Source organism: Brevundimonas sp. EU05-FHT14B11 (assembly GCF_058790835.1).
The window spans coordinates 606,097-619,769 of the sequence record NZ_JBYTCY010000001.1 but is presented as its reverse complement, the minus strand read 5'-3'; the positions used below and the strand labels follow the sequence as shown (position 1 = coordinate 619,769).

At 70.4% G+C, this 13,673-nt stretch carries 19 protein-coding genes and 1 tRNA gene; 5 read left to right on the top strand and 15 right to left on the bottom strand.

Annotated elements, in window-relative coordinates:
• Window positions 1-22: 22 nt before the first annotated feature.
• From AC3WRV_RS03230 to AC3WRV_RS03220, 3 genes are all read right to left on the bottom strand, one after another.
• Window positions 23-592: a phthalate transporter gene (locus tag AC3WRV_RS03230; protein WP_291837367.1), complete on the bottom strand. Its 570-nt coding sequence runs from the start codon at window positions 590-592 to the stop codon at window positions 23-25.
• Window positions 589-1,467, bottom strand: a complete 879-nt coding sequence (locus AC3WRV_RS03225) for a 3-hydroxybutyryl-CoA dehydrogenase (RefSeq protein ID WP_492312120.1) — start codon at window positions 1,465-1,467, stop codon at window positions 589-591. Before AC3WRV_RS03225 ends, AC3WRV_RS03230 begins: the two co-directional genes overlap by 4 nt.
• A gap of 135 nt (window positions 1,468-1,602) precedes the next feature.
• Window positions 1,603-1,920, bottom strand: coding sequence for a YggT family protein (locus AC3WRV_RS03220; RefSeq protein WP_492312119.1), 318 nt, complete (start codon window positions 1,918-1,920; stop codon window positions 1,603-1,605).
• Between the two features lie 171 nt (window positions 1,921-2,091).
• Here AC3WRV_RS03220 and AC3WRV_RS03215 point away from each other — a divergent pair.
• Window positions 2,092-2,167 (top strand) — tRNA-Ala (locus tag AC3WRV_RS03215).
• Between the two features lie 70 nt (window positions 2,168-2,237).
• Window positions 2,238-3,200, top strand: coding sequence for an oxygen-dependent tRNA uridine(34) hydroxylase TrhO (gene trhO / locus AC3WRV_RS03210; RefSeq protein ID WP_492312118.1), 963 nt, complete (start codon window positions 2,238-2,240; stop codon window positions 3,198-3,200).
• 5 nt (window positions 3,201-3,205) lie between these two features.
• Here trhO and AC3WRV_RS03205 read toward each other — a convergent pair whose 3' ends face one another.
• The 5 genes from AC3WRV_RS03205 to chvI all read right to left on the bottom strand — a co-directional run bounded on the left by AC3WRV_RS03205 (window position 3,206) and on the right by chvI (window position 6,704).
• Window positions 3,206-3,484, bottom strand: coding sequence for an HPr family phosphocarrier protein (locus AC3WRV_RS03205; protein ID WP_492312117.1), 279 nt, complete (start codon window positions 3,482-3,484; stop codon window positions 3,206-3,208).
• Entirely contained in the window at window positions 3,481-3,885 is a 405-nt protein-coding gene (locus AC3WRV_RS03200; RefSeq protein WP_291837378.1) for a PTS sugar transporter subunit IIA, read from the bottom strand. Before AC3WRV_RS03200 ends, AC3WRV_RS03205 begins: the two co-directional genes overlap by 4 nt.
• An 89-nt stretch (window positions 3,886-3,974) precedes the next feature.
• A complete protein-coding gene (locus AC3WRV_RS03195; protein ID WP_291837380.1) occupies window positions 3,975-4,400 on the bottom strand; it encodes an HPr kinase/phosphorylase in 426 nt (141 codons plus the stop codon).
• The gene (gene chvG / locus AC3WRV_RS03190) at window positions 4,397-6,031 is read right to left on the bottom strand and encodes a two-component sensor histidine kinase ChvG (protein ID WP_492312116.1); all 1,635 of its coding nucleotides are present in this window, start codon (window positions 6,029-6,031) and stop codon (window positions 4,397-4,399) included. Before chvG ends, AC3WRV_RS03195 begins: the two co-directional genes overlap by 4 nt.
• Complete coding sequence (gene chvI / locus AC3WRV_RS03185) at window positions 6,000-6,704, bottom strand: two-component response regulator ChvI (RefSeq protein WP_291839067.1); 705 nt, start codon at window positions 6,702-6,704, stop codon at window positions 6,000-6,002. The genes chvG and chvI overlap by 32 nt, the downstream gene beginning before the upstream one ends.
• Before the next feature lie 176 nt (window positions 6,705-6,880).
• Here chvI and AC3WRV_RS03180 point away from each other — a divergent pair, with 176 nt between their 5' ends.
• The gene (locus AC3WRV_RS03180) at window positions 6,881-8,596 is read left to right on the top strand and encodes a hypothetical protein (RefSeq protein ID WP_291839060.1); all 1,716 of its coding nucleotides are present in this window, start codon (window positions 6,881-6,883) and stop codon (window positions 8,594-8,596) included.
• Between the two features lie 3 nt (window positions 8,597-8,599).
• Here AC3WRV_RS03180 and AC3WRV_RS03175 read toward each other — a convergent pair whose 3' ends face one another.
• Window positions 8,600-8,944 (bottom strand): TFIIB-type zinc ribbon-containing protein, encoded by a 345-nt coding sequence (locus AC3WRV_RS03175; protein ID WP_492312115.1) that lies wholly within the window; start codon window positions 8,942-8,944, stop codon window positions 8,600-8,602.
• A gap of 116 nt (window positions 8,945-9,060) precedes the next feature.
• Here AC3WRV_RS03175 and AC3WRV_RS03170 point away from each other — a divergent pair, with 116 nt between their 5' ends.
• Window positions 9,061-9,531 carry a PaaI family thioesterase gene (locus tag AC3WRV_RS03170; protein WP_291839054.1) on the top strand — a complete coding sequence of 157 codons (471 nt, stop codon included), beginning with the start codon at window positions 9,061-9,063 and terminating at the stop codon, window positions 9,529-9,531.
• A 10-nt stretch (window positions 9,532-9,541) separates the two neighbouring features.
• Here AC3WRV_RS03170 and AC3WRV_RS03165 read toward each other — a convergent pair whose 3' ends face one another.
• The 5 genes from AC3WRV_RS03165 to AC3WRV_RS03145 are packed head-to-tail and all read right to left on the bottom strand — an operon-like array spanning window position 9,542 to window position 12,168.
• Window positions 9,542-10,198: a glutathione S-transferase family protein gene (locus AC3WRV_RS03165; RefSeq protein ID WP_492312114.1), complete on the bottom strand. Its 657-nt coding sequence runs from the start codon at window positions 10,196-10,198 to the stop codon at window positions 9,542-9,544.
• On the bottom strand, window positions 10,198-10,665 hold the full coding sequence (locus AC3WRV_RS03160; RefSeq protein WP_492312113.1) for an SRPBCC domain-containing protein: 468 nt from the start codon (window positions 10,663-10,665) through the stop codon (window positions 10,198-10,200). The genes AC3WRV_RS03165 and AC3WRV_RS03160 overlap by 1 nt, the downstream gene beginning before the upstream one ends.
• Complete coding sequence (locus tag AC3WRV_RS03155; protein WP_492312112.1) at window positions 10,662-11,327, bottom strand: dihydrofolate reductase family protein; 666 nt, start codon at window positions 11,325-11,327, stop codon at window positions 10,662-10,664. Before AC3WRV_RS03155 ends, AC3WRV_RS03160 begins: the two co-directional genes overlap by 4 nt.
• Window positions 11,327-11,824: an SRPBCC family protein gene (locus tag AC3WRV_RS03150; RefSeq protein WP_492312111.1), complete on the bottom strand. Its 498-nt coding sequence runs from the start codon at window positions 11,822-11,824 to the stop codon at window positions 11,327-11,329. Before AC3WRV_RS03150 ends, AC3WRV_RS03155 begins: the two co-directional genes overlap by 1 nt.
• A 2-nt stretch (window positions 11,825-11,826) precedes the next feature.
• On the bottom strand, window positions 11,827-12,168 hold the full coding sequence (locus tag AC3WRV_RS03145; protein WP_492312110.1) for an ArsR/SmtB family transcription factor: 342 nt from the start codon (window positions 12,166-12,168) through the stop codon (window positions 11,827-11,829).
• Window positions 12,169-12,286: 118 nt separating this feature from the next.
• On the opposite strand from AC3WRV_RS03145, the gene AC3WRV_RS03140 reads away from it, so the two are divergent.
• Window positions 12,287-12,664 (top strand): hypothetical protein, encoded by a 378-nt coding sequence (locus AC3WRV_RS03140; RefSeq protein WP_492312109.1) that lies wholly within the window; start codon window positions 12,287-12,289, stop codon window positions 12,662-12,664.
• 15 nt (window positions 12,665-12,679) lie between these two features.
• Here AC3WRV_RS03140 and AC3WRV_RS03135 read toward each other — a convergent pair whose 3' ends face one another.
• Window positions 12,680-13,633: a hypothetical protein gene (locus AC3WRV_RS03135; RefSeq protein WP_492312108.1), complete on the bottom strand. Its 954-nt coding sequence runs from the start codon at window positions 13,631-13,633 to the stop codon at window positions 12,680-12,682.
• Window positions 13,634-13,673: the final 40 nt, after the last annotated feature.

Below are 13,673 nucleotides of genomic sequence, written 5' to 3'. Positions count from 1 at the left end.
CAAACCAATTCGCGGTAAGGCTTCAGGCCTGTCCGTCGCGGCCCATGACGCCGAGCCGGTCGCGCACCTCGGGCTGGGGCGAGAAGGCGACGAAGGCCACGCACAGGCCCGCCCACAGGGCGTAGGCCACGCCGATGACGACCGCGAACGGCAGGCCGCCGACGCCGTAGATCAGCAGGGTGGTCTCGCTGCCGCCGACCCCCTCGCCGAGGTTGGCGGCGTTCAGCCACTGCTGGATCACCTGACCGAAGGCGAACAGCGCCGCCAGGATGACCGCCAGCAGGCCGCCGTAGAACATGAAGCGCCAGACCACGCCCAGCCGGGTCGCGGGACGGCCCGAGCGCCGGGTCTCGCGCGCCAGCAGCCACAGGATGGCCGGAACCGCGAGCAGGCCCAGGGTGATCGCCTGAAGGCGCCAGTCCATCTCCAGCCCGGGAACCCAGTTGCGGGGCGGCCAGATCGCCAGCGTCACCCACAGCGGCGGCCACAGCACGGCCAGCACGACGGCGAGCACCGTCCGCTGCGGCTCGCGCCGCCAGGCGACGCGCTGCTGGCCCGGGAAGTCCTCGGGCCGCTCGAGACGGGGGATCATCGCGTCGGCGCCGGCGTGTCGCCGGAATAGTCGTAGAAGCCGCGGCCCGATTTGCGGCCCAGCCAGCCGGCCTCGACGTATTTCACCAGCAGCGGACAGGGCCGGTATTTGCTGTCGGCCAGACCGTCGTACAGCACGTTCATGATGGCCAGAACGACGTCCAGCCCCATGAAGTCGGCCAGCTCCAGCGGACCCATCGGATGGTTGGCGCCCAGCTTCAGCGCCTTGTCGATCGAGGCGACGTTCCCGACCCCTTCGTACAGGGTGTAGATCGCCTCGTTGATCATCGGCACCAGGATGCGGTTGACGATGAAGGCGGGGAAGTCCTCGGAATTGGTGGTCGTCTTGCCCAGCGACTCGGCGAAGGCGACGGCGACCTCATAGGTCTCGGCCGAGGTGGCGATGCCGCGGATGATCTCCACCAGCTTCATCACCGGAGCCGGCTTCATGAAGTGCAGGCCGATGAACCGCTCGGGCCGGTCCGTGGTCGAGGCCAGCCGGGTGATCGAGATGGACGAGGTGTTGGACGCCAGCAGGGTGTGATCGGCCAGGTGCGGCGCCAGGTCGGCGAGGATGGCCTTCTTGACCGCTTCGTCCTCGACGGCGGCCTCGATCACCAGGTCGGCCTTGCCGGCGTCGGCCAGAGAGGCGGCGGCGGTGATGCGCGACAGGGCGGCGTCGGCGTCGGCCTGGGTGCTCAGCCCGCGGGCCACCTGGCGCGCCAGGCTGGCCGCGATGGCGCCCATGGCCTGGGGCACGCGATCGCCGGCGGCGTCGTAGAGTTTCACGTCATAGCCGCCCGCAGCCACCGTCTGGGCGATACCCGCACCCATCTGGCCCGCGCCGATGATGGCGACTGATTTGATCGTGGTCATGGAATCCGGTTGGCTTTCAGGCCCTGCGGCCCCATCGGCGGGCACCTTAGGACGGTGGCCGGACGGCGCAAGCGCGGGATGATGCGAGAGGCGCGATGACCCGGGAGGCGTGGCCTGTTCGCACCGTCCCTGTCGTCAGAAGGGGGCGAAGCTCAACAGGGCGGCCTGCGACGCGGGCAGCAGGTAGATCATGATCCCCTGGATCACGATGATGGCCACGATCGGGGTGACGTCGATGCCGCCCAGAGGCGGAATGATGCGCCGCAGGGGCTCCAGCACCGGGCTGACGATCCGGTCCAGCGTGGCGGCCAGCGAGGCGACGAAGCGGTTGCGGTAGTTGATGACGTCGAACGCCACCAGCCAGCTCAGGACGGCGTTGACGATCAGGGCGATCACGAACAGGCGCAGCACCGCCGTGATGAGGAAGAACAAGAAGCCGATAATCGCCGCCATACCCTGAAGTGCTCCTGCAGAGGGTTGAGCGCCGCTTCTAACCTTAGCCGCCCCTTCCCGCCAACTTTTCCGCACTCGCGCCCCGACTGCAACCTGCGACCGGTTGACACCACCGGTCCCCCGCTCGTATGTCGCCCGCTCGCCTGCACCCGACTATTCAGTGGGGTTTGGGGGGCCGTAGCTCAGTTGGTAGAGCGCGTCGTTCGCAATGACGAGGTCAGGGGTTCGACTCCCCTCGGCTCCACCATCCTGCTTCGCGCTAGCGCGCTTCGCAGGATGGAACAGCAGGAGAAGGACCCGAAGGTCCAGATCAATCCATGACGTCCTCCCCGCCCCCCGTCGCTCCCTTTCGCGTCGCCGCCCTGTACCGTTTCGCACGGATCGGGGATCGCGAGGCCGTGCGGGCGCGGCTCGAACAGCTGTGCGCGCCGGATGTGCGGGGCATCCTGCTGGTGGCGCACGAGGGACTGAACGGGACCATCGCCGGTCCCGCCGACGCCATCGACCGGGTGCTGGACGGCATCCGGGGCCTGCCCGGCTTCAGCGGGCTGGATGTGAAATTCGCCGACGCCGCCACCGCGCCCTTCCGGCGCATGAAGGTGCGGATCAAGGCCGAGATCGTCACCATGGGCGAGCCCGATCTGGATCCGGCGACGGAGGCCGGGACCTATGTCTCTCCCGCCGAGTGGAACGCCCTGATCGCGGATCCCGATACCATCGTCATCGACACCCGCAACGACTACGAGACCGCCATCGGCGCCTTCGCGGGCGCGGTGCAGCCCAACACCCGCAGCTTCCGCGATTTTCCGGCCTGGTTCCGCACCGAGGGCCGCGCCCTGCTGGATCGCCCCACCCCGCCCAAGGTGGCCATGTACTGCACCGGCGGCATTCGCTGCGAGAAGGCGACGGCCTTCCTGAAGGCCGAGGGCGTGCCGGAGGTCTTCCACCTGGAAGGCGGCATCCTGCGTTACCTAGAAACGGCGTCCGAGCCGGAAAGCCTGTGGCGGGGCGAGTGCTTCGTCTTCGACGAGCGAGTCGCCGTCGGCCACGGCCTGTCCGACGGCAGCCACACCCTGTGCCGCGGCTGCCGCATGCCGGTAAGCGAGGCCGGACGCGCCTCGCCGCTGTACGTCGAAGGGGTCTGCTGCGAACGCTGCCATGCCACGCGCACGGCCGAGCAGCGGGATCGCTATGCGGAACGGGCGCGGCAGATGGAGATCGCCGAACAGCTGGGCATCGACCACGTCGGCGCGGTGCTGCCGGACCGGTCAAAGGCCTGACGCGGCTACTGGTCCTCGTCGAACTTGCGGTTGACCAGGTCGGAGAGGGCCTCGACGGCCTCTGCGGCGTCCTGGCCCTCGGCCTCGATGTGGACGTCGCAGCCGTTGCCGGCGCCGAGCATCAGCAGGCCCATGATCGACAGGGCGTTCACCGTCACGCCGTCGCGGGTGACGCGGATCTCGCTGTCGAAGGTCGAGGCCAGTTTCACGAACTTGGCCGAGGCGCGGGCGTGCAGGCCGCGCTGATTGCAGATGCCGACGGTCGCGGCGACGGGATCGGTCATTTCTCGCCCTGCAGCACCCAGCTGGCCACGGAGATGTATTTGCGGCCGGCGTCCTGGGCGTGGGCGACGCAGGCTTCCAGCGGCTCGCGCCCGCGCACGCTGGCCAGCTTGATCAGCATGGGCAGGTTCAGGCCGGCGATGACCTCGGCGTGGGTCTCCTCCATCACCGAGATGGCGAGGTTGGAGGGCGTGCCGCCGAACATGTCTGTCAGCAGGATCACGCCGTCGCCGTCATCGACGGCGCGCGCGGCGTCGACGATGTCGCGCCGACGCCGCTCCATATCGTCCTCCGGGCCGATGCAGATGGCCGCGACCCCGCGCTGGGGGCCCACGACGTGCTCCATGGCCGAAAGGAATTCGGAGGCCAGACCCCCGTGGGTGACGATCACCAGCCCGATCATGAAGGCTTCACCAAGACTTGCGCCCCCGCGTTCCGATCGCTCCCTGAGCTGACCGCAAGCCGCGCGGAATAGCCCAACTCCGCGTCGGGTTAAAGCCGGGCGATGGCCGCCGCGACCTTTTCACCCGCCGAGGCCTCCCTCGGATCCAGCCGCAGCAGGGGCAGATCGACCCCCTCCACGCGCCGGATCGCCGGTTCCGGCAGGCGTTCAACGGGCTCCGGACCCAGTTCCACGGCCAGCACGACCCGGGCCAGATCCAGGGCGCAGGCGGGCACCACGCCGACGCCCCGCACCTCGATCTTGCCCGCGATGGTGCGCGGCGCACGGGCATAGAGGCTGCCCGAGGCGGCGAACAAATGGGCGTAGTCGTCGGCCGCCAGCCGCCAACCGGCGCCGATCAACCTCAGGGCCAGATCGCTCTTGCCCGCGCCCGGCGGCCCGAACAGGGCGGCGGCGCGCCAGCCCCGGCCCGGGGCCCATTGCGCGACGACGGTGGCGTGAACGGGCTGGGTCATGGGCGGCGGGCTCCGGGGGCGGCGGGCAGGGCCACCTCGAAGCGGGCTCCGGCGGGGCCGCCGTCGCCGGGCCGGTTCCCCGCCCGCACCGTCCCGCCGTGAGCCTCGACGATCTGGCGCACGATCGACAGGCCGAGGCCCGAGTTGGCCCCGAAGGCCGTGCCGCGCGGACGCGAGGTGTAGAAGCGCTCGAACACGGTCTCGAGGTTCTCGACCGGAATGCCGGGGCCGTCGTCGTCGATCCGGACATGGACCGCGCGTTCGTCGATCTCGTCGCGCAGCAGGGTCAGGCGCACCTCGCCGTCCGGCGGGCTGAACGAACGGGCGTTGTCGATCAGGTTGCGGAACACCTGCCCCAGCGGCCCATCGCGGCCGACGATCAGGGCGTGGTCACCGGCCGGCGGGGTGAAGGTCACACGCGCCTCTCCGGGTTTGCGCCCCGCCTCATAGACACCGACGATATCGACCAGCAGGGCGGTCAGATCGATGGTCCGGGGCCGGTCGCGGTTCAGCTCGGCGTCCAGGCGCGAGGCGTTGGAGATGTCGGTGATCAGCCGGTCGAGGCGGCGCACGTCCTGTTGCAGCAAGGCGGTCAGCTTCTCGCGCTGGGCCTCGGTCTTGACCAGCGGCAGGGTCTCCAGCGCCGAACGGATCGAGGTCAGGGGATTCTTGATCTCGTGACTGACGTCGGCGGCGAAGGCCTCGATGGCGTCCATCCGGGCGGACAGGGTCTCGGTCATGGACTCCAGCGACCGCGCCAGATCGCCGATCTCGTCCTTGCGGCTTTCCAGGTCGGGCAGGGAGATGGCTCGCGCCCGCTGCAGACGGACCTCGTCGGCGGCGGCGGACAGCCGCATCACCGGCCGGGCGACGAACAGATGCAGCAGCAGCGACCCCAGCAGGTTCACGAACAGGGCCACCAGGGCGAAGGGCATCAGGGCGCGGCGCTGGGCGCCGATGGTCTCGTCGACATCGCCGGCCTCCAGCGTCAGGACGCCGAGCACCATCTGGACGTGACGGACGGGAATGGAGACCGACACCACGCGGTCGCCGCTCTCCGAGGTGCGCACCTCGGCCTGGGGCTGACCTTCCAGCGCCCCTTCGACCTCGGCGGCGAGGGCGAGGCGGGCGCGTTCGGCCTTCTGGCTGTCACCCGCCACCGCCGCATCATCGGGCGCGGCCACCGGCGAACCCGCGGGCCGGGCGTCAGGCAGGGGTTCGCCCGGAATAGCCTCGGTCACCCAGTAGCTGTCAGCCACCAGGATGCCGTCCACATCGAACAGGCGCGCGCGCTGGCCGGCGGGAATGAAGTTGTCGCGCAGCCAGCGGCTGGCCTCGATCGGGTCCAGCGCCGGGATCGGTTCGCCGCGGGTGACGCCGATCTGGGGCTCGCCGAGCACGCGCACCAGCAGTTCGGCCTGGGCCGCCAGCGTCTCCTGCCGGGACTCGATCAGGCCCCGCTGCCATTCGTTCAGGAGCAGGGCCCCGACGAACAGGATCAGCAGGCTGAGCAGGTTGAGCGCGAGAATCAGGCCGCCGAGACGCGACCCGCCGAACCGCTTGGGTCGGCGGGGCCGGCCGTCTCCGGCCCGCGCCGGATCAGCTTTCGCGGTAACGGTATCCGACGCCATACAGGGTCTCGATCGCGTCGAACTCGGGATCGACGACCCTGAACTTCTTGCGCATGCGCTTCACGTGGCTGTCGATGGTGCGGTCATCGACATAGACCTGATCATCGTAGGCGGCGTCCATCAGGTTGTCGCGGCTCTTCACGAAGCCGGGACGCTGGGCTAGGGCCTGCAGCAGCAGGAATTCGGTGACCGTCAGCTTCACCGGACGGCCGTCCCAGGTGCTTTCGTGGCGCGCCGGGTCCATCGTCAGCTTGCCGCGCTTGATGGCCTTGTTCGAGTTCTCGGCGCTGGGCTCGGGCTCGCCGCCGTCGGCGCCGGTGCGGCGCAACAGGGCCTTCACCCGTTCGATCAGCAGGCGCTGGCTGAAGGGCTTGTGGATGTAGTCGTCGGCGCCGAGGTTGAAGCCGAGGATCTCGTCGATCTCCTCGTCCTTCGACGTCAGCATGATGACCGGGATCTGGGAGGTCTGGCGCAGGCGGCGCAGCACTTCCATGCCGTCCATGCGGGGCATCTTCACATCGAGGATGGCCAGATCCGGCGGCGACGCCTCCAGGGCTTCCAGTCCGGCGGCGCCGTCATGGTAGGCCGTGATCTTGTGGCCATGGCTTTCCAGCGCCAGCGAAACCGACGCCACGATGTTCTCGTCGTCGTCCACCAGGGTGATATTGGCCAAGTCGGCTTCTCCTTGCAGGCTCATCGTCCGCGCAATGAACGCACGGCAAGCGTAACCGTTCTACGTCATCGCGGTTACTTTACGGCGCAAAAGATGGGCCGCGTCGGCCAATTCCGCAACGAAACCCGCCCTTAAAGTCTCCGTCCCATGATCAGGGGGAACTGTCAGAGCGTTCCATGGCCGGCCCGATCCACTACGAAGTCTATATCCGCAAGACCGCGCCGTCGTCCTGGACCCTCCAGATCGCGACCGAGCATCGCGCCCATGCGATCGACACGGCCGAGGATCTGCTGCGCGACGGCTATGCGGCGGCGGTGCGGGTGACCAAGGAAACCCTCGACCCCGACACCATGGAATTCAACAGCGTGACGGTGCTGACCCGCGGCGTCCCGGAGATGAAGGCCAAGCGGGTCACGGTGGAGGACGCCACGGGCCCGCGCTGCAGCACGCCCTACGACCTCTACGCGCCCATGGCCCGCGAACAGATCGGCCGCGTTCTGGAGGACTGGCTGCAGCGGCAGGGCGTGACCGCCTTCGAGCTTCTGCACCGGCCCGATCTGGCGGAACGGCTGGACGCCTCGGGCGTGGAGCTTCAGCACGCCATCCAGAAGGTCGCCGTGCCCGAAGCGCAGGCGGACGGAAAGCCGGTGCACGACCTGGTGCGACACTATCAGAAGCTGTCGGACGCGACGATCGAGCGGCTGGTCATGGCGGGCCGCAAGAACCGGTTCCCCAGCCTCGAGCATCATTCGCTCGCGGACCTGGCCCACCGACTGGAAGGTCAAGCCGAGCGCGCCTTCATCATGGGCGGCGTCGTCGCCGCGGCCCTGGCGGGGCTGAAGGACGGCCGGACGCGTCTGGACCGGCTGATGGACCTGGCCGACCGCGCGCCGGGCGACGGCCAGGCTCGCGCCATGGTGCTGGTCCCGATCGAACAGATCCTGTGCGAGATGCTGGGCTCGCGCGCCGGCCTGGCCGACATTCTGGGCCCGTCATTGGACCAGGGCGCGGCCATGGCGGCCGTGGTTCGCATGGTGGCCCCGCGCGAGGTGGGAATTCTGGTTCGGCACGATCCGCGCATGGCCTTGCACGTCCCCGCCGTGGAAGGCCCCGCCGCCCGGCTGGGGGCGCGCATCGAGATCGCCGAATTCCCCCTGCTGTCGGCCGCCCTGGCCCGGATGGTGCTGCGCGAGCTGATGAGCCCGCGCCGCCTGCGGCCCAACGACGCCGCCGGCGAGATCGACATCCTGCGGGCGCTGGCGACCTGTCTGACCGCCACCGCCGGGCGGCTGCTGACGCTGGAAGAGGTCCAGAACGCCTTCAACGAGCGGTCCAAGGCCCTGGTCACCGCCGATTTCGTCGCCGCCTACGTCAAGACCTGCCGCACGGTCCTGTGCGAGGCCGAGGCCCTGACCCGGCTGTGCGAGAACGTCACCGGCGTGGCCAACAAGCGGTCCGCCGCGCGCTGGCTGTCGGCCTGCGTCGGCTCGCTGCGCTTTGAAACCGAGATGCGGCAGGCGGGCGGGCAGACGGCGGCGCAGAAGCTGGGCGTTCTGGCCGTCCTGCAGCGGGCGGTGCGCGCCTGCGGCCTGTCGGACAAGGACGAGGCCGACATCACCGAGGCGATCGGCAAGGTGGGGGGCGCCGTCGAGGCGGAGGCGCGGATCGTGGCCATGCTGTCCCGCTCGCCGGCCCCCGCGCCGCAAAAGCTGGTGGTGCTGCTGCGGCTGGCGGCGGGCGAGACGGCGCCGCTGGGCCCCGCGGCTGATCGGGCCAAGGCCGAGGCGATCAAGCTGTTCCGCGCACCCGAGGCCCGGGCCGCGCTGGCCGCGCAGCCCGAGGTTCTGGCCCCGCTGAAGACCCTGATGAAGGCGGCCGGCCTGGCCGCCTAGGCGTCAGTCGAAAATGTCGAAGATGCTGTCGCGCTTCTTCTTTTTGTATTTGTAGTCGTCGTCGTGGCGGTAGCGGTCGTCCCGGCGATGGTCGTCGCGATAGCCCTGCGGCTGGCCGCCCCACGGCTGCTGCGCCTGTTGCGGCGGATAGGGAGCCTGGGGCTGGGGCGCCGGCGCGGCCTGCGGGGCCGAGGCGCGGCCTTCAGCGGTCGCGGACTCCATCAGCTTTTCCAGCTCGCCGCGGTCCAGCCAGACGCCCCGGCAATTCGGGCACATGTCGAACTGGACGCCGCCGCGTTCCAGCGTCTGCATCGCGGCGTTGTCGTTGGGGCACATCAGAAGCGGCATCGGGGTTTCCTCCGGTGGTTTCCCCACAGCTACGTGCGGGACGGTGGAACGGCCACCCCCGCGCGGCGATCCGCCGCGTGCTTGCGTCGGATCGCCGACCCCCTAACTGTGACGCCATGACCGATACGCCGAAGACCACCGCCGAAGCCGTCGGACGCCTGCCCGGCCGCGAGGTCCTGCAGGCCGTGCTGGACGGAAAGCTGCCGCCCGCCACCATCAGCACCACCCTGGACTTCGACCTGGTCGAGGTCGGCGAGGGCTTCGCCGCGTTTGAAGGGCGGACCGGGCCGCACATCCTCAACCCGCAGGGCACGGTCCACGGCGGCTGGGCCCTGACGCTGATCGACAGCGCCACGGGCTGCGCGGCCCATTCGCTGCTGCCGGCGGGGGTCAGTTATTCGACCCTGTCGACCCAGGCCAATTTCACCCGGCCGATCACCGCCGACGCCGGCCGGGTCCGCTGCGAGGGCCGGGTGGTCAACGCCGGACGCCAGATCATCACCGCCGAGGCGACGGTGAAGGATGAAGCCGGCCGCCTGCTGGCGCACGGCCTGTCGACCCTGATGGTGCTGCAGCCGAGGCCTTGAGCGCCTTGGCCTAGTCCTCAGGCAGAGGGGCGGGCATCAGATTTCCGAACGGCGCGGCGTCTTCCAGTGCGCGCACGAAACTGGGCCGCGCCATCAGCCGCGCGTGCCAGGCCCGCAGCCGGGGCCGGTCGCCGAACGGAACCAGCCGCCGGGCGTATGTCATCAGCGGTGCAGCTCCGCAGTCGGCCAGGGTGAAGGTCTCGCCCGCGCCCCAGGTCCGGCCGTCGCCCAGCCGCGCCTCCAGCGTGTCCCAGGCGCTTTCCAGCTCCTTCGCATCCAGCGCCATCGCCGTCTCGTTCGGCGTGCCGGCGCGGCCCAGCCGGTTGAAGACGATCCTGTTCATGTTGCCCCCGACATAGGTGTCCAGGATGCGGTCGATGAAGCGCGCCTCAAGGGCCAGGTCAGGATCGGCAGGGATCAGCCGCCCGCCGCCCGCCAGCCGGTCCAGGTATTCGATGACGATGCTGGACTCGATCACCGTGCGGCCCGCCGCCGTGTCCACCAGCGCGGGCATCTTGGCGAAGGGCGACACGGCCATGAACCCTTCCATGGCCTCCGGCGAACCGTCCACCAGCTTCAGCTCGAACGGCAGGCCCAGTTCGTACAGGGCGACCGCGGTCTTCTGCCCGTATCCGGCATAGGGGTGGGACCACAGGATCAGGGCCATCAGACAGTCTCCTCGTTCGCGGCCAGCCAGTCGGCCACCTGTTGCATTCCGACGGCCGTGCCTTCCTCGCGCTCGGCCCAGCCGTCCTGGCCGAAATAGACGCCCTGCTCGTTGAAGATCAGCCGCGCCCCGTCCCCGTCGGCCAGGATCTCGACCGAGGCGAGGGAGGCCGACAGCTTGCGGCCGCCTACCGTCATGACGAAGGCGAAGATGAAGCGGCGGCCCTCGACGATGTCGAGATAGGTCCCCTCGAACAGATGCTCGCCGTCCTCGCCGCCGCCCCGGCTGACCTCCTTGCCGCCGACGCGGAAGTCCAGCTGTTCGATCACCGGCGAGGCGACGTGCTCGCAGCCCATCCAGCGCTGCTTGATTTCGCGGTCGGTGAAGGCGCGGAAGACCCGCTCGGGGCGGGCGTCATAACGGCGCTCGATCGTGAAGGCGCCGAAGACGAGGCGGTCGTCGGTCATGCCTCGCCTCGCCGGCCGATGCGCACGATCTCCAGATGGGTCGCCCGCTCGCCCGCGGTCGATCTGCCGATCTCGTAACCGAGCGCGGGCAGATCCAGCCCGTCCCAGAACGCCTCGCCCCGGCCCAGCAGCACCGGCGAGACGGCGAGGTGCAGCACGTCGATCAGCCCGGCCCGCAGGTACTGGCGGACGGTCTCGGTTCCGCCGCCGATGCGGATGTCCCGGTCGCCGGCCGCGGCGCGCGCCTTTTCCAGCGCCGCCTCGATCCCGCCGGTCTCGAAATGGAAGACCGTGCCGCCCTTCATCTCGAGCGGCGCGCGCGGGTGGTGGGTCAGGACATAGACCGGACAGTGATAGGGCGGCTCCTCGCCCCACCAGCCCTCCCAGCCGTCATCCACCCAGGGGCCGCGCGAGTGCGCGAACATGTTGCGGCCCAGGATCCAGGCCCCGAGGCCGGCCATGCCGCGCTCGGCGAACCCGTTGTCGATCCCGTCCGCGCCCTTGCCGTCGCCGTACATCGCCTGGAAGGTCCGGGTCGGAAAGAACCAGTCGTGCAGCCGCTCGCCGCCGACGCCCAGAGGCGCCTCCAGGCTCTGGTCCGGCCCCGCGCCGAACCCGTCGGCGGAGATCGCGAAGCTGCTGACGCGAACCTTGCCGGCCATCACGCCTGCGCCTTCAACTCGCGGCCGAGCGCATCCAGCATCTCGCCGCAGCCGTGCTCGCGCAGCGGGATGTGATCCGCCCCGTCCGGACCGAAGAAGGCGCCCTGCTCGGTATAGATCAGGCGCGTGCCGGAGCCGTCGGCGACCAGTTCGATCGTGGCCAGGGAGGCGGAGGCGCGCTCCTTCTCCCCGTCCACCATCCGGCCCATCACATAGCTGGTGATGATCCGGCTGTTCTCGACGATGTCGAGGTAGTCGGTGTCGTTGAACCAGGTGTCGTTGGTCTCGTCGCCGAACCGGAACCTGCCGCCGGCGCTGCCGCCGACGCGGAAGTCGTGGGACCAGTCATGGATGGTCCAGCCCTCGCCGTCGACGAACCATCGGCGGAAGGCGGCCGGATCGGCATAGGCGCGAAACACCCGTTCGGGCGAGGCGTCATAGCGGCGCTTGATCGTGAAGGTCCCGTGGGCGAGGACCGGCGTGTCCGGGGTCGTCATGGTCAGGTCTCCGTCTCTGGTTTGGTTTCGTCCAGGAAGGCGCCCAGCCGGTCGAGACTGCGTTCGACGGACCGGCGCCGGTCATTGAGCCAGCGTTCGGCGGCGCTCAGGGCCTCGGGCTCGACCCGGCAGGTGCGCACGCGGCCCACCTTCTCCGACCGGACCAGCCCCGCCGCCTCCAGAACCTTCAGATGCTGCATCACCGCCGACATCGACATCGGCAGGGGCTCGGCCAAGTCGCTGACCGAGACCGGCCCCGCCGACAGGCGTTCGACCATGCGCCGCCGGGTCGGGTCCGACAGGGCCTGGAAGGCGAGATCGAGCGGCTGTTGATACTGAAGCATTCACTTAAGTATTACGGCGCGCCTGCAATTGCAAGCGAGGGGCTTTTCGCATCGCAACGCCCCGTTAATCGGCGCGGCGCAGGGTTCAGGTCCCTCGTGTGTTGTTGGGAGAGGCGCGATGTCGACCATGCAGACCGGCAGCTACCGTCGCCAGCGGGACCATTTCGAGCCGCAGGACATCGACCCCCAGGAACAGCGCCGGCTGCGCGGCCTGCTGGAACAGATCGACTATTCGGCCTTCGTCGCCAACCGCGAGGTCATCGGCCAGATGGTCCCGGGCCTGGACGCGGCCGCCTTCCAGCGGCTGGCGGTGCTGACCGCCACGGCGCGCGGCAAATGGGTGTCGGAGGGCCTGCGCCAATCCGAATCCGGCGCGCCCTCCACGGTCGACCAGGTCGCCCGGCTGACCGCCGCGCGCATGGCCTATGAAGAGCTGGCCGAGGTCTATGAAGGCCTGCGCCGGATGGTCGAGCGGGGCTACATCACCCTGCGCTAGGCCGGGTTTCTCGGGTCAATCCAGCCGTTGCGGCCGCGTCGTGATCGGCGCGTCGGGGTCGGCCGTCGTGCGCTCGGCCGCGGTCGGCGCCGGCGTGGCGGGCGCGGGCTCCGGCAGGGGCTGGGTCACGATCACCGGCGGCGGAACCGCGGCCGGAGCGGGCGTCGACTGCACCGGGGTCGCCGTCGGGCGGGCCGGGCGCGGCGTCGCAGCGGCAGGCGCGGGCGCGGGAGCCGGGTCCGTACGGGCGGATGCGGGCGCGGCGGGCGGCGCGACCACGGCCGGAGCGGGAGCCGCGGCGACCGGCTCAGGCTGGGCGATGACCGCCTCCACCGGAGGCGTGGCCTCGGGCGAAACGGACGGCGGAACGGCGGCGGGGGCCACAGGCGCCGGCGCGGGCGTCTCGGCCGGCGACCGCGTCAGGGCCCAGGCGCCGACGGCCACGGCCGCGAGGGCGGCCACGCCGCCGCCGACGTAGAGCGGCAGACGCCCGGAAGACCCGCCACGCGCGGCGACGGTCCCGGCGGGCGCGGCGCGGCGCGGGGCCGCGACCACCATGTCGTCCAGGGTCACGACTTCGGGGGCGGGCGTCGGGACCGGAGCGGCGACCGGCGATGCGGCGGGGATGGGGGTGGGTTCCGGTTCAGGCAGAGGCCGCACGGCGAGATCCGGCGCGGCTACGGCGGGTGCGGCGGGCGCCGGCGCCGCGCGTTCGGGCTCGGGCCTCGGCGCGGCCGGGGCGGCGCGCGGGATCATGGAGCCGCTGAGGATGCCGGACGACGGTGGCGGCGCGGGCCGGGGCTTCGGCGGTTCGGGCAGGGGCGGCAGGGTCGAGCCGCGCGGCAGCGGCCCGGCGCGGAACACCGTCGCGGGCGGGCGACCCCAGGTCACCGGGCGGCGGAAAGGCTCCGGCTGGGCCTGGCCGTTGACGGGCGAACCGTTCAGCTTGGGGTCGTTCTGATTGGACATGCAGGCTCCCGCGCCGTGTACGGCGCGTTTCTCAAACGCG